A 23,010-nucleotide genomic window follows, 5' to 3' on the forward strand; every position below is an offset into this window, starting at 1 on the left:
TTTCCGAAACTGCACGTCCGGGTAAAAACGCGCGTGTTGTTTAGCGGAATCTCTCTCAGGAGGATTACGGAAGAGTCGCGGTATAAGGTTAACCTAACTTTCGATCCGCTCTCGGTGACGGGTCTCGAAATCGTTAACAAGCAGCTCCACTAGCCGCGAGCCGACCGCTTGAGGCGGCTTGACTGTCTGTGGGTCTTCCCCGGGATAGGCCTTTGCCCGCATCGTGGTGCGCGTTGCACCCGGATCGATGATGGCTACGCGCACACCGGAAATTTTCTCGACTTCCTGCGCATAGGATTCGAGCAGGTTGTCGAATGCGGCCTTCGTACTGCCATAGGCAGACCAATAGGCGCGGGGCGTCTCGCCGACACTGCTGGTCAGCCCGATCACGCGAGCGGCATCCGCGCGCTTCAACAGTGGGTCGAAATTCGCCAGCAACGCCTGCGTTGCCAGCACGTTGACCGTAACCGCCTGGCTCAATTGCTTGCCGTCGATCTGGGTAACCGGTGTCAAGGCCGGAAGGTAAGCTGCAGAAATAACAAGGATATCGAGCTTTTCCCAGCGGCTGGAAATAGCCGACGACAAGCGTGCGATCCCGTCGCTTTCAGCCAGGTCGACAGGAGCGATGGTCGATGCCCCACCGACGGCATGGATCTGGTCCTCGACCTGTTCGAGCGCCCGGACATCCCTGCCGGTAAGGACCACGTGCGCGCCCGCTTCGGCAAGGGCGATGGCCGTTGCGGCTCCGATACCCTTGCTCGCACCCGTGACCAGGGCGAGTTTTCCATCGAGCGGTTTCGTCATGTCAGGCGACCTTGTTTACCGGAAATGCGAGCTGTTTCTGCTTGTCTTCGCGCCGGTTGAGATCGGTCAGCGAGGTCGGGTAGTCCCCGGTGAAGCAGGCGTCGCAGAATTGCGGACAATCCTTCACGCGCGGCTTTTCGCCGACGGCGCGATAAAGTCCGTCGATCGATACGAAGGCGAGGCTGTCCGCCTTGATGAATTCGCGCATGGGTTCGACATCCATGCGTGCAGCCAGCAACTTGGAGCGTTCGGGCGTATCGACGCCGTAATAGCAGCTGTGTGCGGTCGGCGGGCTGGCCACGCGGAAATGCACTTCCTTGGCGCCCGCATCGCGCATCATCTCCACGATCTGCATCGAAGTGGTGCCGCGCACGATGGAATCATCGATGAGGACGATCCGCTTGCCTTCCACGAGCTTGCGGTTGGCGTTGTGCTTGCGCTTCACGCCGGCATGGCGCGCGCCGTCGGAAGGCTGGATGAATGTCCGGCCGACATAGTGCGAGCGGATGATGCCCAGTTCGAACGGGATGCCCGCTTCCTGCGCATATCCGATAGCGGCCGGTACGCCGCTGTCCGGAACGGGCACGACGAGATCGGCTTCCACCGGCTTTTCCTTGGCGAGTTCCGCGCCGATGGCCTTGCGCGCTTCGTAGACGCTGCGGCCTGCGAAAAAGCTGTCGGGACGGCTGAAATAGACGTGCTCGAAAATGCAGGGGCGCGGCTTGTGTGTACCGAAGGGGTGAAGCGAATCCACATTACCGTCATAATCGACCCTGATCAGTTCGCCCGGCTCGACCTCGCGCACCATTTCCGCGCCGACTACGTCGAAGGCGACGCTTTCACTGGCAAAGGCGATGGCATCGCCGATCCGGCCCATGACGAGCGGACGGATACCGAGCGGGTCGCGGCAGGCGATCATGCCTTCCGGCGTCATCACGATGAGCGCATAGGCCCCTTCCAGCAGACGCAGCGCGTCCACGAGGCGGTCAACGATTGTGGGGTACCGGCTCGTCGCGACGAGGTGGATGATGACTTCGGTGTCGGAGGTCGACTGGAAAATCGCCCCGCGCTGCACCAGTTCTTCGCGCAGCTTGCCCGCGTTCGAGATATTGCCATTGTGTGCGACGGCGAACCCGCCGCTGGCGAGATCGGCATACAGAGGCTGTACGTTGCGCAGGCCCGCGCCGCCAGTCGTCGAATAGCGTACGTGGCCGGCAGCCATATGGCCTGGCAGTTCGGCGATTGCCTCTGCGGAAGAGAAATTTTCGGCAACGTGGCCGAGGCCGCGACGGGCGCGGAATTCAGCGCCGTCCCAAGCAACGATACCGGCCGCTTCCTGGCCGCGATGCTGCAGGGCATGAAGTCCGAGCGCGGTGGCCGCCGACGCGTCCGCCGCGTTGATAACGCCGAATACGCCGCACTCTTCGCGCAGCTTGTCGCCATCCTCGTCGAGGAAAGGGTGGGTGAGGTTCCCAAGGGGCGTTTTCACAGGGTGCTGTCCGCGCTGCCAACCGATGGCGGTCCAATGGCGATGTTACGGCCCGATTACAAGGGTATTGGTCAGGAGAATGGTGGACCAAACGGCGCAATTCATTGCGCGGCCAGATTTGTCTGCCTAAACGCTCTGGCCACGGACAACGACAGACAAGAGCCGCCTTGATCCTTTCTCCATTCGAACGTGCCATCGCCAAGCGCTACCTGCTCCCCGGCAGGAGCGAAGCATTCATTGCGCTTGTCGCAGGCATTTCCATCACCGTGGTCATGCTCTCGGTGGCCATGCTGGTCATCGTGATGAGCGTTATGAACGGCTTCCGCGCCGAGTTGCTCGACAAGATCGTGGGCCTGAACGGTCATGCCATCGTGCAGGCTTATGGCGGAAAGCTGGATGACTGGGAAAATGTATTGCAGGAAGTCCGCGAAACTCCCGGCGTTGTCGAAGCATCTCCCTTGATCGAACAGCCGCTGCTTGTCACATTCAACGGCCGCGCAAAGGCGATCCTGCTGCGAGGCAATACGCTGGAGGACCTGCGCGAACTGGGCCAGAAGACGGTCAGCGGTAACATGGACGCGCTTCAGCCCGGCTCATCCAAGGTCGCCATCGGCGTGCGGCTTGCAGAGGACATCGGCGCAAGGGTCGGCGATACGATCACGGTTATCAACCCTCAGGGACGCTCGACCCCTTTCGGCACGGTCCCGCGCCAGGTCGGCTACGAGGTGGCAGCGATCTTCGAGATCGGTGTCTATGATTATGACGGCGCTTTCGTAGTCATGCCGATGCAGGACGCGCAGACCTTGCTGTTGATCGGTGACACGGTCGGCATGATCGAGGTGAAGGTCACCGATCCGGACGAAGTCGAAACCATCCTCGAACCGGTACAGATGCAATTGGCGGGCAGGGCAGTCGTCCAGGATTGGAAGACGATCAACTCGACCCTCTTCGAAGCGCTCCAGGTCGAACGCGCTGCGATGGCTTTCGCATTGAGTTTCATGGTCTTGGTTGCCGCTTTCAATATTCTTTCGAGCTTGGTCATGCTGGTCCGTGCCAAGACGCGCGACATCGCGATCATGCGCACGATGGGGGCGACGCGCCGCAGCCTGACCAAGATTTTCGTGACGACCGGCTTCACTGTCGGCGCGCTCGGCACCCTTGCGGGTCTGCTGCTCGGGGCGCTGGTGCTCGCATTCAGGGAGCAGATCGTGAAGGGCATCAGCTGGCTGACCGGCGCGGACCTGTGGGACCCGCAGGTTCGCTTCCTCAGTGCGATCCCTGCCAAGGTGGATCCGGTCGAGATCGCCATGATCGTCGGGCTTGCGCTGGTGATGAGCTTCCTCGCTACTCTTTATCCCGCGCTCAAGGCGGCGAGCACGGACCCCGTACAGGTGCTTCGCTATGAGTAATCCCGTCGTCGAACTCAAAGGCCTGACCCGCAGTTTCGAGCAGGGCGGCGAACGGATCGACGTGCTTCGCGGGGTCGATCTGAAGATCATGCCCGGCGAGATCGTGGCGCTGCTTGGACCATCGGGGTCGGGCAAGTCTACGCTGCTGCAAGCGGTCGGCCTGCTCGAAGGCGGCTTCGGCGGTGAGATCGTGATCGCTGGGAATTCGGCAGAGAAATCCGATGCCAATGCCCGCACGACTCTGCGCCGCGATCATCTCGGCTTCGTCTACCAGTTCCACCACCTCCTGCCGGACTTCGATGCGCGCGAGAACGTGGTCCTGCCCCAGCTCGTCGCAGGACGCCCACGCGCCGAAGCGGAAGACCGTGCGGAGCAACTGCTGACCGCGCTGGGCCTCGGCCACCGCCTCACCCACCGGCCAAGCCAGCTCTCCGGCGGCGAACAGCAGCGCGTTGCGGTCGCACGCGGTCTCGCCAACCGCCCGGCACTGGTTCTGGCCGACGAACCCACCGGCAACCTCGACGAGGCGACTTCTGACAAGGTGCTGGAGCAGTTCCTGCAGCTTGTCCGCGGGGAAGGCAGTGCGGCGCTGGTCGCGACGCATAACGAACGCCTCGCCCAGCGAATGGATCGCGTCGTCCGCTTGCACGAGGGCGTGCTGGGTTAGTGGACCCGAAGGTCTCTTCGCTCGTTGCTTGGGAAAGGAGACAATCGATGACCGACCACCCAAGCACATTCAAGGCGGATGACACGCACACGCCCGGCATCCAGTGGGATGACAGGGCATCCTTGCATCGCACTGGCGACGGCGACGGTGTCCTCGACGCAGCCAAAGGCTTTCGCTCCGGCACATTCGCCGACCTCGTGAAGCATTTGATGCTGCTGCCTGAGGAAGAGCGGGCCGGCTATTACATCGAGAAGGCCGGCGACCGTGAGTACCATGCAGAAGAGATAGCCGAGCTCTCCAAACGTCCGGATTTTCCACGCTCGTAGGGGTTACTTGCCAGTCGGTCGAAAGCTTGTGACCTGGCGGAGCGCCTCAGGCTACGGCGGGATCAGGGAGGACCTTCTGCATGATCACGACGAGTATCGCGCTGCTATTCCTGCAAGCCGCCAGCACCGACGCGCCTCAACCAGCAACGCCACCTCCGCCACCGCCTCGCTGCGAGGGGGAGAATTACGAGGCCTTCGATTTTTGGGTCGGCGAATGGCAGGTGACCCCTGCTGCAGGAGGCGATCCGATCGCCGACAGCCGGATAGAGAAAGTCAGCGCGAACTGCGCAATTCGCGAGACCTGGATGCCCTATCGCGGCGGTCACGGGACGAGCCTGTCGGCCTATGATCCGGAAACGAACAACTGGCACCAGCTATGGGTCGGTGCGCGCCCGGGACGCGTTTTCTTCGACGGTGGGCCGCACGAGGGGACGATGATCCTCACCGGCTATTGGGGCAAGGATGCGCATGGCAATTCGCAGCTTGTGCGTATGACCTACAGCGTGCAAGGCGACGGTTCGGTCCGCCAGTATGGACAGGCCAGTATCGATCACGGCCAGACCTGGACCGACAGTTTCGACCTCATATATCGCCGCAAGGACGCAGCCGAATGACAACCATCGCCGATTTCACCGTAGCCAACAACAAGGGCGAGGAAGTCGACCTGTCGGAAAAGCTCGGCAAGGTCCTGCTGGTGGTGAATACGGCCAGCAAGTGCGGTTTTACGCCGCAGTATGACGGGCTGGAAAAGCTGTTCCAGAAATACTCGAACAAGGGGTTCGAGGTCATGGCCTTTCCCTGCAACCAGTTCGGCAACCAGGAACCCGGCGACGCCGAAGAGATCGAGCAATTCTGCAAGGTGAACTTCGGCCTGACATTCCCTCTGATGGCCAAGGTCGACGTCAATGGCGATGATGCCAGTCCGCTGTTCGACTGGATGAAGAATGAAAAGCCCGGCCTCATGGGCTCCCGGTCCATCAAATGGAACTTCACCAAGTTCCTGATCGATCGTGATGGCAAGGTGGTGAAGCGCTACGGTCCGAACGATGCGCCCAAGGCCATCGCCAAGGATATCGAGAAGCTGCTGTAACCGCGCAGGCGTAGCGAGCGAAGGATAGGCCATGCTTGCCGATATCAATCAGTGGTTTCTGTCGCTTGGTGCCGAATATGGCGTCAATCCGTACATCTTCGGCGCCATTTATGTTGGCGCGATCCCTTTTTTCCTCGCCTCGATGGCGTGGCTCGTGAAACGGGCGAGGGCGAAGAAATCCACGGTCCTCCCGACGCTGTGCGCAGGGTTCTGCTTTGTGTCGGCCTATCTCTATCTCGCCATCGCGGGCCGCAATATCCCGGTCTGGGTGTGGGTCTTCCTCGGCGTGCTGGTCGCCTATGGCGCGTGGTCGACCATCCGCGACGCACGGCGCAAGATCGCGGCGGTGAGGGACGACTGATTTTCTCCACCGTCTGTGGAGAATAAGACTTGCCTCGCTCTTCCGAATTGGTGGGAAATCACTAATTTGGAGCGATGCCCTACAAGCCCTTCGTTCCCCTGCGTGTCCTGTCCGCCTATTCGATGCTCGAAGGGGCGATCGACCCCAAGGCAATGGCCAAGCTGGCGAAGGAACGCGGCTTTCCCGCGATCGCGATTGCGGACCGCAACGGGCTCTATGGCGCGGTCATGTTCGCCAATGCCTGCAAGGCGGAGGGCATCCAGCCGATCACCGGCACGCTCCTCGGCGTCGCGCGTGACGAAGAAGGGCGAGTTGTCGATTACGTGCCGCTCTATGCGCAGGACGAGAAAGGTTATGACAACCTCTGCCACCTCGTCAGCCGCGCGCATCTCGATCGGCCGCTCGAATTCGAGCCGCATATCAGGATCGAGGATTTCGAAGGCCACACCGACGGTCTGATCGCCCTTACCGGTGCCAGCGAAGGCGGCGTAACGCGCTTGCTCGCCGAAGGTCAGGTAAGTCACGCGACTGCCATGCTCGACAAGCTCGAAGCGCTTTTCCCGGGCCGGCTTTATGTCGAACTGGCGCGCCGAGGAAACGCGGTGGAAGAGGTCGCCGAGGCGGCGCTGATCGATCTGGCGTATGACCGCGACCTGCCGCTGGTCGCCACCAATCCGGCCAACTTCGCCGAACCGCACATGTATAAAGCGCATGACGCCATGCTGTGCATTGCCAATTCCACGCATGTCGACGCGGAGGAGCGGCCCAAGTCCAATCCGGAAGGCTATGTTAAGACCGCGCATATGATGGAAGAGGCCTTCGCCGACCTTCCCGAGGCGACGGCCAATTCGCTCGTGATCGCGCAGCGGTGTGCTTACGCGCCGCCCTATCGGGATCCGATCCTGCCCAGCCTCGCGGGCGACCTCGAGGGCGAGGCGCGTATGCTCGAAGCCGATGCCCGCAAGGGGCTGGAGGCGCGCCTCGAACCCTATGGTGAAATGTCGGAGGAAGAGCGCAAGGTCTATCTCGACAGGCTCGATTACGAGGTCGGGATTATCAACCAGATGGGCTTTCCCGGCTACTTCCTGATCGTTGCCGACTTCATCAAGTGGGCAAAGGATCACGATATCCCCGTCGGGCCGGGCCGTGGCTCGGGTGCAGGCAGCCTGGTCGCTTGGGCGTTGACGATTACCGATCTCGATCCCATCCAGCTGGGCCTGCTGTTCGAACGCTTCCTCAACCCGGAACGCGTTTCGATGCCAGACTTCGATATCGACTTCTGCGAAACCCGCCGCGGCGAGGTGATCCGCTACGTGCAGCAGAAATACGGGCACGACCACGTCGCGCAGATCATCACCTTCGGTAAGCTGAAGGCCCGTGCCGTGCTGCGCGATACGGGCCGCATCCTGCAGATGAGCTACGGCCATGTCGACCGCATCTGCAAGATGGTGCCGAACCATCCGACCGACCCGTGGACACTGCCGCGCGCACTCAACGGGGCGGCAGATTTCAAGGCCGAATACGACAACGACAACGAGGTCAAACGCCTCATCGACCTCGCGATGCAGCTGGAAGGTTTTCCCCGCAACAGCTCGACCCACGCGGCAGGTGTGGTGATCGGCGATCGACCTTTGGCGCAGCTTGTGCCGCTTTACCGCGATCCGCGCTCGGATATGCCGGTCACGCAATACGACATGAAGAATGTCGAGAGCAGCGGCCTCGTCAAATTCGACTTTCTCGGGCTGAAGACCCTGTCGGTTCTCAAGAAGGCGACCGACCTGCTTAAGAAGCGCGACATCACGATCGATTTATCTCAGCTCGAGCTCGACGATCCGGCTGTCTACGAATTGATGAAGGCGGGTAACACTGTCGGCGTCTTCCAGCTGGAATCGGAAGGCATGCGCCGCACGCTGACGGCGGTGAAGCCGACCAATTTCGGCGACATCATCGCACTCGTCTCGCTATATCGTCCGGGCCCGATGGACAACATCCCGCTCTTCGGCAAGCGCAAGGCGGGTGAGGTGCCGATCGAGTATCCGCACGAGAAGCTGGAGGGCATCCTCGCCGAAACCTACGGCATCTTCGTCTATCAGGAACAGGTCATGCAGGCCGCGCAGATCCTCGCCGGATACTCGCTCGGCGATGCAGACTTGCTGCGCCGCGCGATGGGTAAGAAGGTCCAGGCAGAAATGGACATCCAGCGCGAACGCTTCGTGACCGGGTGCAAGGAAGTCTCGGGCATCGAGAAGGCCAAGGCGAATGAGCTTTTCGACTTGATCGACAAGTTCGCGGGCTACGGCTTCAACAAGTCGCACGCTGCCGCTTACGCACTGCTTGCTTACCAGACCGCGTGGATGAAGGCGCATTACCCCGAGGAGTTCTTCGCCGCTTCCATGTGCTTCGACATGCACCAGTCGGAAAAGCTGACGATCTTCGTCGATGATGCGCGGCGGCAGGGTATCGCGGTCGAGCCACCGTGCCTCAACAAGTCCGAGGCCGAATTCACGGTCGAACAGACCGATGACGGCTATGCCGTGCGTTATGCGCTGGCAGGCATCCGCAATGTCGGCGAAAAGGCGATGGATGCCATTGTCCATGAGCGCCAGGTTTCGGGCCAGTTCGAAAGCCTGCAGGACCTGTTCCAGCGCATTCCCAAGGGCTCGCTCAATTCGCGGCAGCTGGAAGCGCTGGCGAGTGCAGGCGCACTCGACGCGTTGGAGTCCAACCGTGCCAAGGTCTTCGAGAATGCCGACCTCCTCTTGGCCGTGGCCGATGCCGCGGAACGCGAACGCTCGAGCGGGCAGGCCGGCCTGTTCGGAGGTGAAGAAGAACAAAGCGACACGCTGCGTCTGAAAGAAGTCGAGGACTGGCCGCGGGTCGAACGCATGGCGCGCGAACGCGAGAATTTCGGGTTTTACTTCTCCGCCCATCCGGTGGCAGCGTGGAAGGACGTAGCCTCTGCCAATGGCGCGCGGACCTTCGCCTCGCTCATGGCGGGCGGTGCGCCTGCTGGTGGCCGCTCGAACGCGGTCATGGCGGCCATGGTGGAGAAGGTGAACAAGGGCACCACGCGGCGCGGCAAGCCCTTTATCCGCGCGGACTTCTCGGATGCCACAGGCCAGTTCAGCGCAGCCTGCTTTGAAGAAAGCATGGTCGACAAATTCCTCACCTGGGCGGAAGAGCAGACCTGCATCCTGCTGCAGGTGGAGCTGGATTCCCCCAGTCCCGACGAGCCGCCGCGGATCACCGTTCGCGGAGGCACGCCGCTTGCCGAAGTGCGTGGGTCCATGCCGATGATCATGACGCTGGACGTGCACGATGCGGCAGCGCTTGAGGCCCTGAAAGCAGAATTGCTCGAGGCCGTCGGGGGCAAGGACGAAGTGCTCGTGACGCTACGGACTGGCGAGGCTGCCGATCCCGTCATGCGTCTTGGCCGCAATTTCGCGCTCGACGGGGAGCTAGCCGAACGCTTGGCAAGCGTGCCGAGCCTTGCCAAGGTGCAGCTCGACAAGCGGCGCGGCGGAGCACATCTTCGACTCGTCAGCTAATTCGGGCCCGCACGGACGGGCCGGGGACGAGAGAGGAGAGACGAATGCTCGGAGCGATGCAGGACTGGACTATGCGCGTAACCCACGTGATCGATCACGCGGCGCGCGAAGCACCGGATCGCGAAATCGTCACACGCTGGGCGGACGGAAGCGAGACGCGCACGAATTGGGCCGGAATTCGCACCGATGCGCTGAAGATGGCGCAGGCGCTGCAGGCGCTCGGGCTGAAGAAGGGCGACAAGGTTGCCAGCCTCGCGATGAACCACTCCCGCCACCTCGTCAGTTGGTATGGTGTCGCGGGGATGGGCGGCGTCCTCCACACGGTGAACCCGCGCCTGTTCGAGGACCAGCTCGAATACATCGTCAATCACGCCGAAGACCGCGTGATGATTTACGATGCCGCCTTTCAGCCGATCGTCGACAAGATGCGCGACCGGTGGAAGACGGTGCAGCATTACATCTGCTTCGATAGCGGCGAGCATACGACCTCGTTCGAAGACTGGATCGGCGAGCAATCGGGCGACTTCCAATGGGTTGAAGGAGACGAGCGCGATCCGTGCATGATCTGCTACACCAGCGGAACCACGGGCAATCCCAAGGGTGTCCAGTACGAACACCGCAGCACGGTGCTGCATGCGCTTGCGGGCTTGCAGCCCTCGACTTTCAATTTCAGTGCATCCTCGGTGATGCTGCCGGTGGTCCCGATGTTCCACGCGGCCAGCTGGGGGCTTCCCTATGCAGGCGCGATGGCGGGCATCAAATTCGTCTTCAGCGCGGTCAACGACCCTTCGGTGCTGCACGAGATGATGCTCAAGGAAGGCGTTACCGACAGCGCGGGCGTTCCCACCGTCTGGCTCGCCCATTTCCAGTATTGCGACGCGGAGGGTATCGACCTGCCGCCGCTCAAGGCCGCCACCATCGGGGGGTCTGCCGCGCCGAGGTTCATGATCGAGCGGTTGATGAAGAACGGCACGCGTGTTCAGCACGCCTGGGGCATGACCGAAACCTCTCCCATCGGCACGGTGGGCGGCCCGACGCATGACTGGGACCAGCTCAGCTTCGAGGAAAAGGTCCTCAAGACCATGAAGCAGGGCCGTCCGATCTTCGGCGTCGAGCTACGTACTATCGACCTCGACGATCCGACCAAGGTTCTGCCGCGCGATGGCGAGACTTCGGGCGCCTTGCAAATTCGTGGTCCCTGGGTGGTGAAGCGTTACTTCAAAGCGGAAGAGGATGCGGTGACCGAGGATGGCTGGTTCGACACCGGCGATGTCGGCATGCTGCATCCCGACGGCACCCTGCAACTGACCGACCGCACGAAGGACGTGATCAAGTCCGGCGGCGAATGGATCAGCTCTGTGGAGCTTGAAAACGCGGCCGTGGGCCACCCCGGCGTCGCCGAGGCTGCCTGCATCGGTATGTACCATCCCAAGTGGGACGAACGCCCGGTCCTGTTCGTGGTCAAGAAAGAGGGGCAGGACGTCACCGCAGAACAGGTCGTCAACTTCCTGTCTGACAAGATCGCCAAGTGGTGGCTGCCCGATGCGGTCGAATTCGTGGACGACATCCCGCACACCGCCACCGGCAAGATCAGCAAGAAGGACCTGCGCGACCGGTTCGCCGACTACAAGCTCGAGACGTGAGCAGGCTTGTCCTGCTGAACAAGCCTTTCGGTGTCCTGTCGCAGTTCACCGGGGGCAAGGAAGGGGTGGACGATACGCTGGCGCATCTGGTCGATGTGCCGGGCGTCTATCCTGCGGGCAGGCTCGACAAGGATAGCGAAGGGCTGCTCCTGCTGACCGACGACGGCAGGCTGCAATCGCGCATTGCAGAGCCGCGCTACAAGATGGCGAAGACCTATCTGGTGCAGGTAGAAGGCGAGGCTGACGACGATGCTCTGGAGAAACTGGCACACGGCGTGGAGCTCAAGGACGGCATGACGCGGCCTGCCCGTGCGAAACGTATCGAACCGCCGCCTGTCTGGGATCGCGATGCACCGGTGCGCTATCGCAAGAGCGTGCCCGATAGCTGGATTGCGCTGGAGATCACCGAGGGGCGCAACCGCCAGGTCCGCCGCATGACAGCTGCGGTTCGGCTGCCGACGCTGCGCCTGATCCGCTGGCGCATCGGGGACTGGAGCGTCGACGGTATCGCGCCAGGCACCTACCGTGAAATCGAAGTCTGAGGAGAGAGACGTGAGCGCAACCTACATCAACCCGAGCCCCGCCAACTTCCAGTCGTTCAAGGACCTCCCGCGCGACGAGCCTATCCACATGCTCAACCTCCTCCAATATCGTGATGAGGCGGAATATCCCGAGGGGCACGAGCACCACGGCAATGGCTGGAGTGGCCGCCGCGCCTACGAGGAATACGGCAAGACCAGCGGTCCGATCTTCCGGAGGGTCGGAGGCAGCATCGTGTGGCGCGGCGCGTTCCAAACTGTTGTGACCGGGCCGGAGGCGATGCAATGGCACGACGGCTTCGTTGCGCAATATCCCAATGCAGGGGCCTTCTTCGAGATGATCAAGGATACCGACTACCAGAAGGCGGTGATCAATCGGACGGCGGCTCTGGCAGACAGCAGGTTGGTGCGGTTTGCACCGGGTGAGGCGGGGGAGGGGTTCTAATGAACCTAGGATTAGATGCCGAAGAATGTCCGTATCATTGGTTCCGCAGCGCTCCATGCCCCTGAAACGCTAGAAATCGCATCCGCCCCCTCCTTGATGGCACCCACGATAGCCTTAACTTGGCCCGGCTTTCTATCGTCAGGTTTCGCTGCTGCTTGCTCGGTCACAAGGGCGATTTGTTCGACAAGTTCGTTCTTAGAGTTTTCATCTACATCTTCAGCGTTGAGGATCGCATTGGTCAGTTCCGCCAACGTTTCTGACAGCGCAACATTACCACTCTCGGTTAGGACTTGCAGGTGAGATTGAATATCCCTTGCGACGCCCAAGTTGATATTACCGACAGTGCTGCCGGAAACGTTCACGCTCTGACTATTGAAGTATATCGGGGGCACCGGCGCCGGAGGAATGGCTATGCGTGGTGAAGGTGGACCAATGCCAACCACCGCGTCTAGCTCTTGGCTGGCAAGATTCATCATGGCAGCGTTTTGTGCAAATTGCATATACCTGCTTTGCTGAAAAACATGCTCGCACTGAATACAAACAGGTTCGGAACCAATCGTGCAAATTGCCCCGCGTTTACCGCACTGGCTGCAGAGCTCTCGTTTTTCACTTTTTTTATTCATAAATGTTCAATAACCTATTCTTGGCTCGTTGCTAACATCCGATTTCAGATTAACCGTAACTGCCCACCGACAGCAGGCGGCCTGAACTGCGTGCAATCCAGTTCGAATTTCGCCTTGCCCAATCCTGCCCGCTTGCAGGCCACGCGGAACCTGGCGCGGAAGAGGTCGGCCCAGACGCCGGTCGGTTTGAGGCGCGAGAAGAAGTTGGGGTCGTTGTCCTTGCCGTTGCGGATCGACTGGACGATGCTCATCACCTTGTCGCCGCGTTCGGGGTAGTGGACGGATAGCCACTCGCGGAACAGCGGGGCGACTTCGTGCGGCAGGCGGAGCGGAATCCAGCCCACGCTGCCCACCTTGATGGCGGCGGCGCGCTGGACGATCTCCTCCATGAATTCGTCGGTGATAGCCGGGATGACCGGCGCGACGGAGCAGTGGGTCGGCACACCTGCCTCGGCCAGTTTCTGCAATGCGGAGAGTCGCTTGGCAGGCGATGCTGCGCGCGGTTCGAGCTTTCCCGACAGCTTGGGGTCGAGGCTGGTCACCGAAATGGCAACCGCGACAAGCCTGCGCTCTGCCATTTCTGTCAGCAGGTCCAGATCGTCGCACACCCTGTCCGACTTGGTGGTGATCGTGACGGGGTGGCGCGCGTCGAGGCAGACTTCCAGCATTTGACGCGTGATGCGATAGCGCCGCTCGATCGGCTGGTAGGGGTCGGTGTTGGTCCCCATGGCAATGGGCCTCGGGCGGTATTTGGGCTTCGACAGTGTCGCGCGAAGGAGTTCCGCCGCTTTCGGCTTCGCGAACAACCGGGTCTCGAAATCCAGCCCGGGCGACAGATCGTGATAGGCATGGGTAGGGCGGGCAAAGCAATATACGCAGCCATGCTCGCACCCTCGATAGGCGTTGATCGACCTATCGAAGAAGATGTCAGGCGATTGGTTGAAGCTGAGGATGGTGCGCGGCTTTTCCTCCGTCACATGCGTGCGCAGCTTTACCGGCGGACCATCCAAAGCTTCCATGTGATCGCGCCAGTCCCCATCGACCTCGCGCGTGGCAAGGCCGAAGCGGGTAGGGACCGCGCCTGACTGCGCACCGCGGCCCGCAACAGGCGACTCAGGGCTTTTCTCCATCATGAGAACATAAGAGGAACAAAGGGCGGCGTCCAGACAATGTGCGGCGGTGTCTTGTATCCGCTTGCATGATGCGCGAAGCTGTCGGCGATGGCATTGAACGGACCCTATACCTATCGCGTGGCAGAGGCTGAACTGGCGGAGGCCGGGCGCCATTATTTTCAGCGCCGCGTGTTCCAGAAACCGATGCGCTACCTCTTCATCGCCGTCATCCTGCTGGCGGTCGTCCTGGTGGCACTCGATCTATACGAGGATGGCGCCTTGCGGTTGACGACCATTCTCCTGGTGGTTCTGGGTATCCCGCTGATCTGGCTGATCCCCTATCTCATCGCCCCGATCATAATGCGCAGGCAGTATCGACAAAGCGCCGCGCTGCGCGACGAAAACCAGATCGAGTTCGACAATGAGGCGGTCCGCTTCTCCAATCGGCGCGGCCATGCTCGTATCCCGTTTGATGAGCTTTACGCCTGGTCGGAAACGGGCACCATGATCCTGCTCCACCAGACGGAAGCGTTTTTCAATCCGATCCCGAAGGAAGCTCTGGGCGATAGTTGTCGAGCGCTGATTGCTGCGCTCGAATCGGCAGGAATCAAGCGTTTCTAGCGCTCCCGCAGGCGCGGCATGATGTCGACGAAATTGCAGGGGCGGTGGCGGCTGTCGAGTTGATAGGCGAGGATCTTGTCCCACCCATCTTTCACGGCACCATTCGATCCGGGAAGCGCGAATATGTAAGTCCCGCGCGCGAGCACTGCACAGGCCCGGCTCTGGATGGTGCTCGTCCCGATGCTCTCGATACTGATGTAGCGGAAGTACTCCCCGAAACCCGGGATGTCCTTGTCCTTCACGCGGTCCAAGGCCTCCGGCGTCACGTCCCTGCCGGTCAGCCCGGTCCCGCCGGTGGTGATGACGGCATCGACTTGTTCGTCGTCAATCCAGCGATGGAGGTGCGCCGCGATCTCGTTCTTGTCATCCTTGCTGATTTCGCGTGCCGAAAGGCGATGCCCGCTCGCTTCGATCCGGCCCGCAAGAATATCGCCAGAGGTATCTTCGGCAACACTGCGGCTGTCGGAAATCGTCAGCAGCGCGATGTTCACCGGCTTGAACTCGAGGCTTTCGTCGATCGCCATCAGCGTGCCCTCCTCATCGCGTCCGGGGGAATTGCGGCCAGTCGTTCTGGGTCAGCGCAGTGCGGCTTTCCGCCATGGCTTCGGCCTGGCGTAGGTACATCCAGTAGTTGCGCATCACGATGGCGACATACCCGCGCGTCTCCCAATAGGGGATCGATTCCATCCAGAGCAGCGGATCGCCCTGGTCGTTGATTTCGCTGTTCCAGCGCGAAACCGGTGTCGGCCCGGCATTGTAGGCAGCCATGACCTTGGGCAAATGGCCCCGCGTGTATCCAGCATCGGCCAGTGCCTGGAGTGCCCGTTGACCGAAAGCAAGATTGGTGCGCGCATCCTTGAGGTTGGCGCTGGAGCTCATGTTAATCGAGGCAGCATATTCGCGCGCGGCGATCGGGCGGATCTGCATCAGGCCGATGGCATTGGCCGGGCTGACCACGGTCTCGCGGAAATTCGATTCCTGTAGCGCATGGGCGAAGGCGAGGGCGGGATCGACGCGCCAGCCGCCGGTCGGCTCGTGATAGGCGATCGGATAGCGCAGGTTCGGCGGCGAAGATGCCCCGCGCGGCGCATTGTAAGCCATGAAGGTCTGCGTCCCAGCTAGGCCGAGCGCGCGGGCTAGGCGGGTGAGTGCCGGGTAATCTGAGGCCTCGATATGGCGCGCCTGCCAGCGCAGCGCCTCGTCGGCGAGATCGCGGCGACCGACCTCGGCCAGCATGACCGCTTCGCGCACGGCAGCTTCATCCTGCAACCTGCGCCAGTCGTCGGACGTGAGATCGGGCGAGGCGTGGTCACCGGGCAGTTGCTGCGACAACTGCTCGTGCGCGAGCATGCCGTACAATGTTTCGTCGAAGCGCGCGGCCCCGCGTAGCTGCTCGTCAGCCTTCTCCGGTTGGCGGCAGCGGACCAATGCTCGCGACGCCCAATAGTGGGCAGCCGCAGTCAGAGAGGGGTTGGTCGACCCAGCGGCGCTGCGACGGAAGAAATCGGACGCGTTCGAACAATCACCGAGCCGCCAGGCTGCGAGACCCGCAACCCAGTCGCCTTCTGCCACCCATGCACCCGATCCCTGACCGACAAGCTGCGCCATGCCGAACGCTTCGCGATCGCGGTTTTCGATGTAGTAGGACCATGCGACGCGCTGGCGCCATTCCGCGCGCGCCTCGCGGGAAAGCGATGCATCGACGCCGTCGAGCAGCAAACGCGCACCATCCGGATCGTCGTTGGAAATGCGGTCGAGGATTGCGCTCTTGATATCGTCCCGCATGGTGCCGTCGTTCACGGTACGAGGCAGTATGCGCTTGGTCGAATAGGGCTGGCGCGACAACTGTTGTGCGCGCGGGAGGGCAGGCGGACTTTCCAGGCCTCTCGTCTGGCCAAGCCGGATAATTCCAGCTGCTTCCGGAAGGCGAGAATAGCGGTCGAGCCAGGCCTCGATACGCGGCAGTTCGATCCGCGGGCTTTCGGGATGGAGATAGTAGGCCGCAAGCGCCGAGCCGTGGAGCGGCCCGTCGCTGCGCTGCTGGAGCATGACTTCGACGCGGTCCCAGTTACGTGCCTCGATCGCCTCGAACAGCGAGCGGTAGTAAAGCTGGTCGTCCTGCGAAAGCAGTTGCGGCAGCGCTGCCGAATGCGAGCGCGTGAAGTAACGCACACTGTCGGACGACTGCGCCATCACCGGATTTGCGAGCGTGCCTGCCGCTGATGCGAGACAGGCGAGGATAAGCAGGCGTTTGGTCATGCGGTCCATTCGAGCCAGCGGTTCCAGAAATTGCGGCGGCGCTGCGGCGAGCGCGAAAGTTCGGCGAGATCGGGTGCGAGCAACAGTGGAACCTTGCGCCCCGAGATATCGAGTGAACCGGCCTCACGTGCCTGAGCAGCGTCGATACCGAAGAGCGGGGCAAGTCCGCGCCCGAAGGCAAGCACGCGCTCCGGCTCGGCAAGTTTGATGTGATGCGCCAGCACTTCGGAGAGGCCGCTCGCTGCGCTGGCAGTCCAGTCGGGATAAGCCGTGGGCGCGGGTAGCGCGCTCGCCATATAGGCCTCGTGCGGGGCGATATTCATTGCCCGCAGGATTGCGCCTGCAAAACGTCCTGCGCCGCCCGAGAGCAATTCTCCAGCATCATCGCCATAAGGTTCGGCCACGATAATCATCAGGCGCGACTTCGCGACTCCGCGCGGAGGAAGCCGGTCTTCGACCCGCGCATGGCCAAGCGAAGGCTCGCTCAACCACCATTCGCGAAATTTTGCGAGGTCTTGGGGCCAGCCTGTCCGATCGCCTCCAATGGACACCGATCGCGCGGTTCCCTCGAACGCCCTTTCGACGGGTGTCTGCCTGGGCTCTTCGACGCGTTTGACGGGCTTTGGCGCCGCTACGGCTTCTTCGACTTCGGGTTCAGCCAGCCAGTTGGCGGTGTCATCGGAATAATCCATGTCGACACCCGCCTCGAGCCACCAGTCGAAGGCCGCTTCGAGAGCTTCTGCGGTGGCGAAATCGCCGTTTTGCTTGGGATTTTCGTGCATCATGCGTCCAGCGCAGGTCTTGACCTCGAACGCTCCAACAATCAAGGCATCGCGCAAGCGAATAGCGACGAAAAGAGAGAGACATGAGCGAACGTGAATCCATGCCCTGTGACGTCGTCATCATCGGCGGCGGTGTGGCGGGCCTTGCAGCGGCAATCCGGCTTAAGCAGATCAACGAAGAACTCGAAGTCGTGGTGCTCGAAAAGGGCAGCGAAATCGGGGCGCACATCCTCTCAGGCGCGGTGGTCGATCCCAAGGCGCTCGACGAGCTGCTGCCCGAATGGCGCGACATGGACTGCCCGATGGCGCAGACCCCGGTGACGGAAAACCATCACTGGGTTCTGTCGGCAACCGGCAAGTCCGACCTGCCCGAATTCATGATGCCTCCCTTCATGTCGAATGAAGGCAAGTACACCGGTTCGCTGGGCAACCTCGCTCGCTGGCTGGGCGAACAGGCCGAAGGGCTTGGCGTTATGGTCTTCCCCGGTTTCCCGGCCTCAGAAGTCCTGTTCGACGACAAGGGCGCGGTCACGGGTGTCGTGACGCAGGACATGGGCATTGCCGAGGATGGCAGCCAGAAGGGCGATTATCAGCCCGGTATGGAAATCCACGCCAAGTATACGCTCTTCGCAGAGGGCGCGCGCGGCAATCTCACCAAGAAGATGAAGGCAAAGTACGACCTGGAGGCGGATTGCCAGCCGCAGGTCTACGGTCTCGGCATCAAGGAATTGTGGGACGTGGATTCGGCCAAGCACGAACCGGGCAAGGTGATCCACACGCAGGGCTGGCCCCTGTCGGAAAGCGATACCTGGGGCGGCGGTTTCATCTACCACCAGGCTGCAGGACAGGTCGCGATCGGCTTCGTGACCTCGCTCGACTACAAGAACCCCTATGTTTCGCCCTATCAGGAATTCCAGCGCTACAAGCACCACCCGGCCATCGCCGAGCTGCTCGAAGGCGGTAAGCGCGTGGCCTATGGCGCGCGCGTCATCAACGAAGGCGGCTGGCAGAGCGTGCCGAAGCTCGCTTTCCCGGGCGGCGCACTGATCGGCTGTGCGGCTGGTTTCGTGAACGTGCCGCGCATCAAGGGTAGCCACACCGCGATGAAGAGCGGCATGCTGGCAGCCGAAAGCATCGCAGCCGCCGTCGCAGCGGGCAGCGAACACACCGAACTGATGGATTACGACGAGGCCGTGCGCTCCAGCTGGATCGCGGACGAGCTCAAGCTGGTGAAGAACGCCCAACCTGCCGTTGCGAAATACGGCGGCGACATCGGCACCGTGCTCGCTGGTATCGACATGTGGATGCGCACGCTCAAGATCGGCCTGCCGATCACGATGAAGCACCATCGCGACTACGAAACGCTCGAGCGAGCCGACCTGCACAAGAAGATCGCTTATCCCAAGCCCGACGGCGTGCTAAGCTTCGACCGCCTGACCAACGTGGCCTACAGCTACACCAACCATGCGGAAGACCAGCCGGTCCACCTCAAGGTCTGCGACCGCGAATTGCAGCGCGAAAGCGAGCTGGAAGTCTTTGCCGGTCCTTCGACCCGCTATTGTCCGGCTGGCGTTTACGAATGGATCGAGGAAGAGGGTCAGGAGCCCAAGTTCCAGATCAATTCGCAGAACTGCGTCCACTGCAAGACCTGCGACATCAAGGATCCGAACCAGAACATCGAATGGACCACGCCCGAAGGTGGCGGTGGGCCGAACTATCCGAATATGTGATCCGCGCCCCGCGTGACGATCGCAGAAACCGCATACGCCAAGATCAACCTCGCGCTGCATGTCCGCAAGCGGCGCGAGGACGGCTATCATGAGCTCGAGACGCTGTTCGCCTTCGTCGATGCGGGTGACAGGCTAACCGCAAGCCCGGCAAAGCAGGACGCGGTCTCCGCTGTCGGGGAGTTTGCATCCGGGCTCGACGATCCCTTCGACAATCTGGTGGCGAAGGCACTTGGCAAATTGCCACGTAATGGCGGGCTGGCTGTCACGCTGGAGAAGATCCTGCCCGTCGCGGCTGGCCTGGGTGGCGGCTCTGCCGATGCAGGTGCCGTGTTCCGCATCGTTCGCGAGCAACACGGTCTTCCGGACGATTGGCATGCACGCGCTACGGCCCTTGGTGCAGATGTACCCGCCTGTGTCGAGAGCCGGACGTGCATCGGACGGGGGACCGGAACCGACCTCGAACCGGCCGACGACAGCCTTTCTGGCACACCCGTATTGCTGGTCAATCCGCGCCAGCCGCTCGCGACCGGGCCGGTCTTCAAGCTCTGGGACGGCGCAGATCACGGTCCGTTGCCGGAAGGCAATGCACGCGAAATCGCGCTTGCCGGTCGCAACGACCTCGAAAAGCCGGCGATTGAATTGTGCCCGGTCATTGCCCAGATACTAGATGAAATGCGCGGAACCGACCCGTTTCTGGCCCGTATGTCAGGCTCGGGTGCAACCTGTTTCGCACTCTACGACAATATTCCCGCACGGGATGCGGCAGCCGAAACCATCGCTGCCTCGCATCCCGACTGGTGGCAGTTGAAGGGCCTTCTCAGATGATGATCGACAATTTGCCGTATCGCCAGGTCGGCACGGACGACCTGCGAGCCGGCGGACTGCTTTGCGTTGCCGACCACGCGTCAAATTTCGTGCCCGAGGATATCGAACTCGGCATTGATCCTGCGCTGCTGGACCAGCACATTGCCGTCGACATCGGGGTGGAAGGGATCGCCGACCGTCTTGCACGCCGTCACAATATCCCCGCTCACATCGCCTGCGTCAGCCGCCTGGTCTGCGACTTCCATCGTACCGAGGACGACCCTGCCGTAGTTCCGACCGAAAGCGATGGCCGCCTTATAGCCGGCAACATCGGCGCAAACATCGAAGCGCGCCTGGAGCGCTTCCACCGCCCGTACCATGACGCCCTGAGCAAGCTCATTTCCAAGGTGCAGCCGCGCATGATCGTGGCCCTGCACAGTTTTACCCCGAAGATGAAAACCAGTGACGAGGACCGCCCTTGGGAAGTCTCGCTCCTCTACAACCAGGACGACCGTGCAGCACGTCACGCGATCCGCCTGTTCGGCGAACAGGGCCTGACCGTCGGCGATAACGAGCCGTATTCGGGCAAGGAACTCAACGCCACGATGGATCGCCACGCAGAGGCTGCGGGCATTCCCTATTGCACGGTCGAGATCCGGCAGGACCAGATCGCCAACGAGGCAGGCCAGGCACGCTGGGCTGTCATGCTGGCCGACGTCATGGGCCGCGTCGCGCTCGAAGTCTGATCTCGGCGGGCGCCTAAAGCCCAACTTGGGCGATCTGCGGTAAATCTGCCGCCGAATACCCGTTATCCCGCATCGATCTGTCTGCTAGAGCTAGGGCTCCAGACGGAGAAGATTGCCATGCCCGCCTATCGTTCACGCACCACTACTCATGGCCGCAACATGGCTGGAGCGCGCGGCCTGTGGCGTGCGACAGGCATGAAAGATGAGGATTTCGGCAAGCCGATCATCGCCATCGTCAACAGCTTCACCCAGTTCGTGCCGGGCCACGTGCACCTGAAGGATTTGGGCCAGCTGGTCGCAAGACAGGTCGAGGCGGCCGGCGGTGTGGCAAAGGAATTCAACACCATCGCTGTCGATGACGGGATCGCGATGGGCCACGACGGGATGCTCTATTCGCTGCCCAGTCGCGACCTGATTGCCGACAGCGTGGAATACATGGTCAACGCTCACTGCGCCGACGCAATGGTGTGCATCTCCAACTGCGACAAGATCACTCCGGGCATGTTGATGGCGGCGATGCGGCTTAACATCCCTGCAGTGTTCGTCTCTGGCGGGCCGATGGAGGCGGGCAAGGTCGTGCTCGACGGCAAGGAAAAGGCGCTCGACCTTGTGGACGCGATGGTGGCCGCCGCCGACGATTCCTATACTGACGAGCAGGTGACCGAGATCGAACGCTCCGCCTGTCCGACATGCGGATCGTGCTCAGGCATGTTCACCGCCAATTCCATGAACTGCCTGACTGAAGCACTGGGTCTTTCCCTGCCCGGCAACGGTTCCACGCTCGCCACACATGCAGATCGCCAGGGCCTGTTCGAGCGGGCAGGGCGGCTGATCGTCACGCTTGCGCGCCGCTATTACGAGGAAGACGACGCCAGCGTCCTTCCCCGCAGCATCGCCAGTTTCGAAGCCTTCGAAAACGCAATGAGCCTCGATATCGCCATGGGCGGGTCGACCAATACGGTTCTCCACCTCCTCGCTGCCGCGCACGAGGCAGGGGTCGATTTCACGATGAAGGATATCGACAGGCTCAGCCGCAAGGTGCCTTGCCTGTCCAAGGTCGCACCCGCGAAAGACGATGTGCACATGGAGGACGTCCACCGTGCGGGCGGGATCATGTCCATCCTCGGCGAACTGGAGAAAGCAGGGCTGTTACACACGGCTTTGCCCACTGTGCACAGCCCCACGATGGGCGATGCGCTGGACGATTGGGACATCGGCCGCACGCAGAACAACAAGGTTCGCGAGTTCTTCTCCGCGGCGCCGGGCGGCGTGCCCACGCAGACGGCTTTCAGCCAGTCGCGGCGGTGGGAATCGCTCGACCTCGACCGCGAGAAGGGCGTCATCCGCAGCGCAGAGCATGCCTTCAGCCAGGATGGCGGTCTTGCCGTACTTTACGGCAATATCGCCCGCGACGGGTGCATCGTGAAGACCGCCGGTGTGGACGAAAGCATCCTGACCTTTTCCGGAACGGCGAAAGTCTACGAAAGCCAGGATGACGCTGTCACCGCGATCCTCACCGAACAGGTGGTCGCAGGAGATGTGGTCGTCATCCGCTATGAGGGGCCGCGCGGGGGGCCGGGGATGCAGGAAATGCTCTACCCGACCAGCTATCTCAAATCGAAAGGGCTGGGGGCAGCCTGCGCCTTGCTCACCGACGGTCGTTTCTCGGGCGGAACCTCCGGCCTATCGATCGGCCACGTCTCGCCCGAAGCGGCGGAAGGCGGTGAGATCGCACTCGTCGAAAATGGCGACCGGATCGAAATCGACATCCCGAACCGCACGATCAACCTGATGATCGACGATTCCGAGATGGAGCGGCGGCGAGCGGCAATCGATGAGCAGGGCGATAATGCCTGGCAGCCTTTGAACGAGCGTCCCCGCGCCATCTCTCCGGCGCTGAAGGCCTATGCCGCAATGACGACCTCGGCCGCGCGCGGTGCAATTCGCGATGTCGACCAGCTGAGGCGCCGCTGAGCCGAGCACGCTTGCACCTTGGCGCGCGAAGTGGCAGC

At 61.8% G+C, this 23,010-nt stretch carries 22 protein-coding genes; 15 read left to right on the forward strand and 7 right to left on the reverse strand.

Annotated elements, in window-relative coordinates:
- Nucleotides 1-93 precede the first annotated feature (93 nt).
- Together GRI34_RS03940 and purF are read right to left on the reverse strand one after the other, a co-directional pair.
- Nucleotides 94-804, reverse strand: a complete 711-nt coding sequence (locus GRI34_RS03940) for an SDR family NAD(P)-dependent oxidoreductase (RefSeq protein ID WP_160594822.1) — start codon at nucleotides 802-804, stop codon at nucleotides 94-96.
- Nucleotide 805: 1 nt separating this feature from the next.
- Nucleotides 806-2,293, reverse strand: coding sequence for an amidophosphoribosyltransferase (purF, locus tag GRI34_RS03945; protein WP_160594823.1), 1,488 nt, complete (start codon nucleotides 2,291-2,293; stop codon nucleotides 806-808).
- Nucleotides 2,294-2,460: 167 nt separating this feature from the next.
- Here purF and GRI34_RS03950 point away from each other — a divergent pair, with 167 nt between their 5' ends.
- The 10 genes from GRI34_RS03950 to GRI34_RS03995 all read left to right on the forward strand — a co-directional run bounded on the left by GRI34_RS03950 (nucleotide 2,461) and on the right by GRI34_RS03995 (nucleotide 12,321).
- Complete coding sequence (locus GRI34_RS03950; protein WP_160594824.1) at nucleotides 2,461-3,702, forward strand: lipoprotein-releasing ABC transporter permease subunit; 1,242 nt, start codon at nucleotides 2,461-2,463, stop codon at nucleotides 3,700-3,702.
- Complete coding sequence (locus GRI34_RS03955; RefSeq protein ID WP_160594825.1) at nucleotides 3,695-4,369, forward strand: ABC transporter ATP-binding protein; 675 nt, start codon at nucleotides 3,695-3,697, stop codon at nucleotides 4,367-4,369. Before GRI34_RS03950 ends, GRI34_RS03955 begins: the two co-directional genes overlap by 8 nt.
- Nucleotides 4,370-4,416: 47 nt before the next feature.
- Nucleotides 4,417-4,695, forward strand: coding sequence for a hypothetical protein (locus GRI34_RS03960; RefSeq protein ID WP_160594826.1), 279 nt, complete (start codon nucleotides 4,417-4,419; stop codon nucleotides 4,693-4,695).
- Nucleotides 4,696-4,775: 80 nt separating this feature from the next.
- Entirely contained in the window at nucleotides 4,776-5,309 is a 534-nt protein-coding gene (locus tag GRI34_RS03965; RefSeq protein WP_160594827.1) for a hypothetical protein, read from the forward strand.
- Nucleotides 5,306-5,785 carry a glutathione peroxidase gene (locus GRI34_RS03970; RefSeq protein WP_160594828.1) on the forward strand — a complete coding sequence of 160 codons (480 nt, stop codon included), beginning with the start codon at nucleotides 5,306-5,308 and terminating at the stop codon, nucleotides 5,783-5,785. The genes GRI34_RS03965 and GRI34_RS03970 overlap by 4 nt, the downstream gene beginning before the upstream one ends.
- Nucleotides 5,786-5,816: 31 nt before the next feature.
- Nucleotides 5,817-6,146 (forward strand): hypothetical protein, encoded by a 330-nt coding sequence (locus GRI34_RS03975; protein ID WP_160594829.1) that lies wholly within the window; start codon nucleotides 5,817-5,819, stop codon nucleotides 6,144-6,146.
- A 74-nt stretch (nucleotides 6,147-6,220) separates the two neighbouring features.
- Nucleotides 6,221-9,694 (forward strand): DNA polymerase III subunit alpha, encoded by a 3,474-nt coding sequence (gene dnaE, locus GRI34_RS03980; RefSeq protein ID WP_160594830.1) that lies wholly within the window; start codon nucleotides 6,221-6,223, stop codon nucleotides 9,692-9,694.
- Between the two features lie 44 nt (nucleotides 9,695-9,738).
- On the forward strand, nucleotides 9,739-11,337 hold the full coding sequence (locus GRI34_RS03985) for a long-chain fatty acid--CoA ligase (RefSeq protein ID WP_160594831.1): 1,599 nt from the start codon (nucleotides 9,739-9,741) through the stop codon (nucleotides 11,335-11,337).
- Entirely contained in the window at nucleotides 11,334-11,879 is a 546-nt protein-coding gene (locus tag GRI34_RS03990) for a pseudouridine synthase (protein WP_160594832.1), read from the forward strand. Before GRI34_RS03985 ends, GRI34_RS03990 begins: the two co-directional genes overlap by 4 nt.
- Nucleotides 11,880-11,889: 10 nt before the next feature.
- Nucleotides 11,890-12,321: a DUF1330 domain-containing protein gene (locus tag GRI34_RS03995; protein WP_160594833.1), complete on the forward strand. Its 432-nt coding sequence runs from the start codon at nucleotides 11,890-11,892 to the stop codon at nucleotides 12,319-12,321.
- Between the two features lie 11 nt (nucleotides 12,322-12,332).
- On the opposite strand, the gene GRI34_RS04000 is transcribed toward GRI34_RS03995, so the two are convergent.
- Both GRI34_RS04000 and GRI34_RS04005 read right to left on the reverse strand, forming a co-directional pair.
- Entirely contained in the window at nucleotides 12,333-12,944 is a 612-nt protein-coding gene (locus tag GRI34_RS04000) for a hypothetical protein (RefSeq protein ID WP_160594834.1), read from the reverse strand.
- Nucleotides 12,945-12,988: 44 nt separating this feature from the next.
- Nucleotides 12,989-14,074: a PA0069 family radical SAM protein gene (locus GRI34_RS04005; RefSeq protein WP_160596382.1), complete on the reverse strand. Its 1,086-nt coding sequence runs from the start codon at nucleotides 14,072-14,074 to the stop codon at nucleotides 12,989-12,991.
- 90 nt (nucleotides 14,075-14,164) lie between these two features.
- On the opposite strand from GRI34_RS04005, the gene GRI34_RS04010 reads away from it, so the two are divergent.
- Complete coding sequence (locus GRI34_RS04010; RefSeq protein WP_160594835.1) at nucleotides 14,165-14,677, forward strand: YcxB family protein; 513 nt, start codon at nucleotides 14,165-14,167, stop codon at nucleotides 14,675-14,677.
- Here GRI34_RS04010 and moaB read toward each other — a convergent pair.
- Genes moaB through GRI34_RS04025 form a run of 3 tightly spaced genes read right to left on the reverse strand, consistent with a single transcriptional unit; the run spans nucleotide 14,674 to nucleotide 17,763 of the window.
- Nucleotides 14,674-15,201 (reverse strand): molybdenum cofactor biosynthesis protein B, encoded by a 528-nt coding sequence (gene moaB / locus GRI34_RS04015; protein ID WP_160594836.1) that lies wholly within the window; start codon nucleotides 15,199-15,201, stop codon nucleotides 14,674-14,676. The genes GRI34_RS04010 and moaB overlap by 4 nt on opposite strands.
- A gap of 13 nt (nucleotides 15,202-15,214) precedes the next feature.
- Nucleotides 15,215-16,945, reverse strand: coding sequence for a lytic transglycosylase domain-containing protein (locus tag GRI34_RS04020; protein WP_160594837.1), 1,731 nt, complete (start codon nucleotides 16,943-16,945; stop codon nucleotides 15,215-15,217).
- Nucleotides 16,933-17,763, reverse strand: a complete 831-nt coding sequence (locus GRI34_RS04025) for a hypothetical protein (protein ID WP_160594838.1) — start codon at nucleotides 17,761-17,763, stop codon at nucleotides 16,933-16,935. Before GRI34_RS04025 ends, GRI34_RS04020 begins: the two co-directional genes overlap by 13 nt.
- Nucleotides 17,764-17,801: 38 nt before the next feature.
- On the opposite strand from GRI34_RS04025, the gene GRI34_RS04030 reads away from it, so the two are divergent.
- The 4 genes from GRI34_RS04030 to ilvD all read left to right on the forward strand — a co-directional run bounded on the left by GRI34_RS04030 (nucleotide 17,802) and on the right by ilvD (nucleotide 22,972).
- Nucleotides 17,802-19,448 carry an electron transfer flavoprotein-ubiquinone oxidoreductase gene (locus GRI34_RS04030; RefSeq protein ID WP_160594839.1) on the forward strand — a complete coding sequence of 549 codons (1,647 nt, stop codon included), beginning with the start codon at nucleotides 17,802-17,804 and terminating at the stop codon, nucleotides 19,446-19,448.
- 12 nt (nucleotides 19,449-19,460) lie between these two features.
- Nucleotides 19,461-20,273 carry a 4-(cytidine 5'-diphospho)-2-C-methyl-D-erythritol kinase gene (locus tag GRI34_RS04035; RefSeq protein ID WP_160594840.1) on the forward strand — a complete coding sequence of 271 codons (813 nt, stop codon included), beginning with the start codon at nucleotides 19,461-19,463 and terminating at the stop codon, nucleotides 20,271-20,273.
- The gene (locus tag GRI34_RS04040) at nucleotides 20,273-20,998 is read left to right on the forward strand and encodes an N-formylglutamate amidohydrolase (RefSeq protein WP_090480250.1); all 726 of its coding nucleotides are present in this window, start codon (nucleotides 20,273-20,275) and stop codon (nucleotides 20,996-20,998) included. Before GRI34_RS04035 ends, GRI34_RS04040 begins: the two co-directional genes overlap by 1 nt.
- 117 nt (nucleotides 20,999-21,115) lie before the next feature.
- Nucleotides 21,116-22,972 carry a dihydroxy-acid dehydratase gene (gene ilvD, locus GRI34_RS04045; protein WP_160594841.1) on the forward strand — a complete coding sequence of 619 codons (1,857 nt, stop codon included), beginning with the start codon at nucleotides 21,116-21,118 and terminating at the stop codon, nucleotides 22,970-22,972.
- Nucleotides 22,973-23,010 lie beyond the last annotated feature (38 nt).

The sequence above is a fragment of the Qipengyuania aquimaris genome (assembly GCF_009827445.1).
Taxonomy (GTDB): Bacteria; Pseudomonadota; Alphaproteobacteria; order Sphingomonadales; family Sphingomonadaceae; genus Qipengyuania; species Qipengyuania aquimaris.

What these genes read in the sequence shown, in the direction of transcription:
- ilvD (WP_160594841.1), top strand. Translation starts at nt 21,116, where the DNA reads ATGCCCGCCTATCGTTCACGCACCACTACTCATGGCCGCAACATGGCT.
- GRI34_RS03975 (WP_160594829.1), top strand. Translation starts at nt 5,817, where the DNA reads ATGCTTGCCGATATCAATCAGTGGTTTCTGTCGCTTGGTGCCGAATAT.
- GRI34_RS03970 (WP_160594828.1), top strand. Translation starts at nt 5,306, where the DNA reads ATGACAACCATCGCCGATTTCACCGTAGCCAACAACAAGGGCGAGGAA.
- moaB (WP_160594836.1), bottom strand. Translation starts at nt 15,201, where the DNA reads ATGGCGATCGACGAAAGCCTCGAGTTCAAGCCGGTGAACATCGCGCTG.
- GRI34_RS04030 (WP_160594839.1), top strand. Translation starts at nt 17,802, where the DNA reads ATGAGCGAACGTGAATCCATGCCCTGTGACGTCGTCATCATCGGCGGC.
- GRI34_RS04040 (WP_090480250.1), top strand. Translation starts at nt 20,273, where the DNA reads ATGATCGACAATTTGCCGTATCGCCAGGTCGGCACGGACGACCTGCGA.
- dnaE (WP_160594830.1), top strand. Translation starts at nt 6,221, where the DNA reads ATGCCCTACAAGCCCTTCGTTCCCCTGCGTGTCCTGTCCGCCTATTCG.
- GRI34_RS03985 (WP_160594831.1), top strand. Translation starts at nt 9,739, where the DNA reads ATGCTCGGAGCGATGCAGGACTGGACTATGCGCGTAACCCACGTGATC.
- GRI34_RS03965 (WP_160594827.1), top strand. Translation starts at nt 4,776, where the DNA reads ATGATCACGACGAGTATCGCGCTGCTATTCCTGCAAGCCGCCAGCACC.
- GRI34_RS04010 (WP_160594835.1), top strand. Translation starts at nt 14,165, where the DNA reads ATGGCATTGAACGGACCCTATACCTATCGCGTGGCAGAGGCTGAACTG.
- GRI34_RS04005 (WP_160596382.1), bottom strand. Translation starts at nt 14,074, where the DNA reads ATGGAGAAAAGCCCTGAGTCGCCTGTTGCGGGCCGCGGTGCGCAGTCA.
- GRI34_RS03940 (WP_160594822.1), bottom strand. Translation starts at nt 804, where the DNA reads ATGACGAAACCGCTCGATGGAAAACTCGCCCTGGTCACGGGTGCGAGC.
- GRI34_RS03955 (WP_160594825.1), top strand. Translation starts at nt 3,695, where the DNA reads ATGAGTAATCCCGTCGTCGAACTCAAAGGCCTGACCCGCAGTTTCGAG.
- GRI34_RS03960 (WP_160594826.1), top strand. Translation starts at nt 4,417, where the DNA reads ATGACCGACCACCCAAGCACATTCAAGGCGGATGACACGCACACGCCC.
- GRI34_RS04020 (WP_160594837.1), bottom strand. Translation starts at nt 16,945, where the DNA reads ATGGACCGCATGACCAAACGCCTGCTTATCCTCGCCTGTCTCGCATCA.
- GRI34_RS04000 (WP_160594834.1), bottom strand. Translation starts at nt 12,944, where the DNA reads ATGAATAAAAAAAGTGAAAAACGAGAGCTCTGCAGCCAGTGCGGTAAA.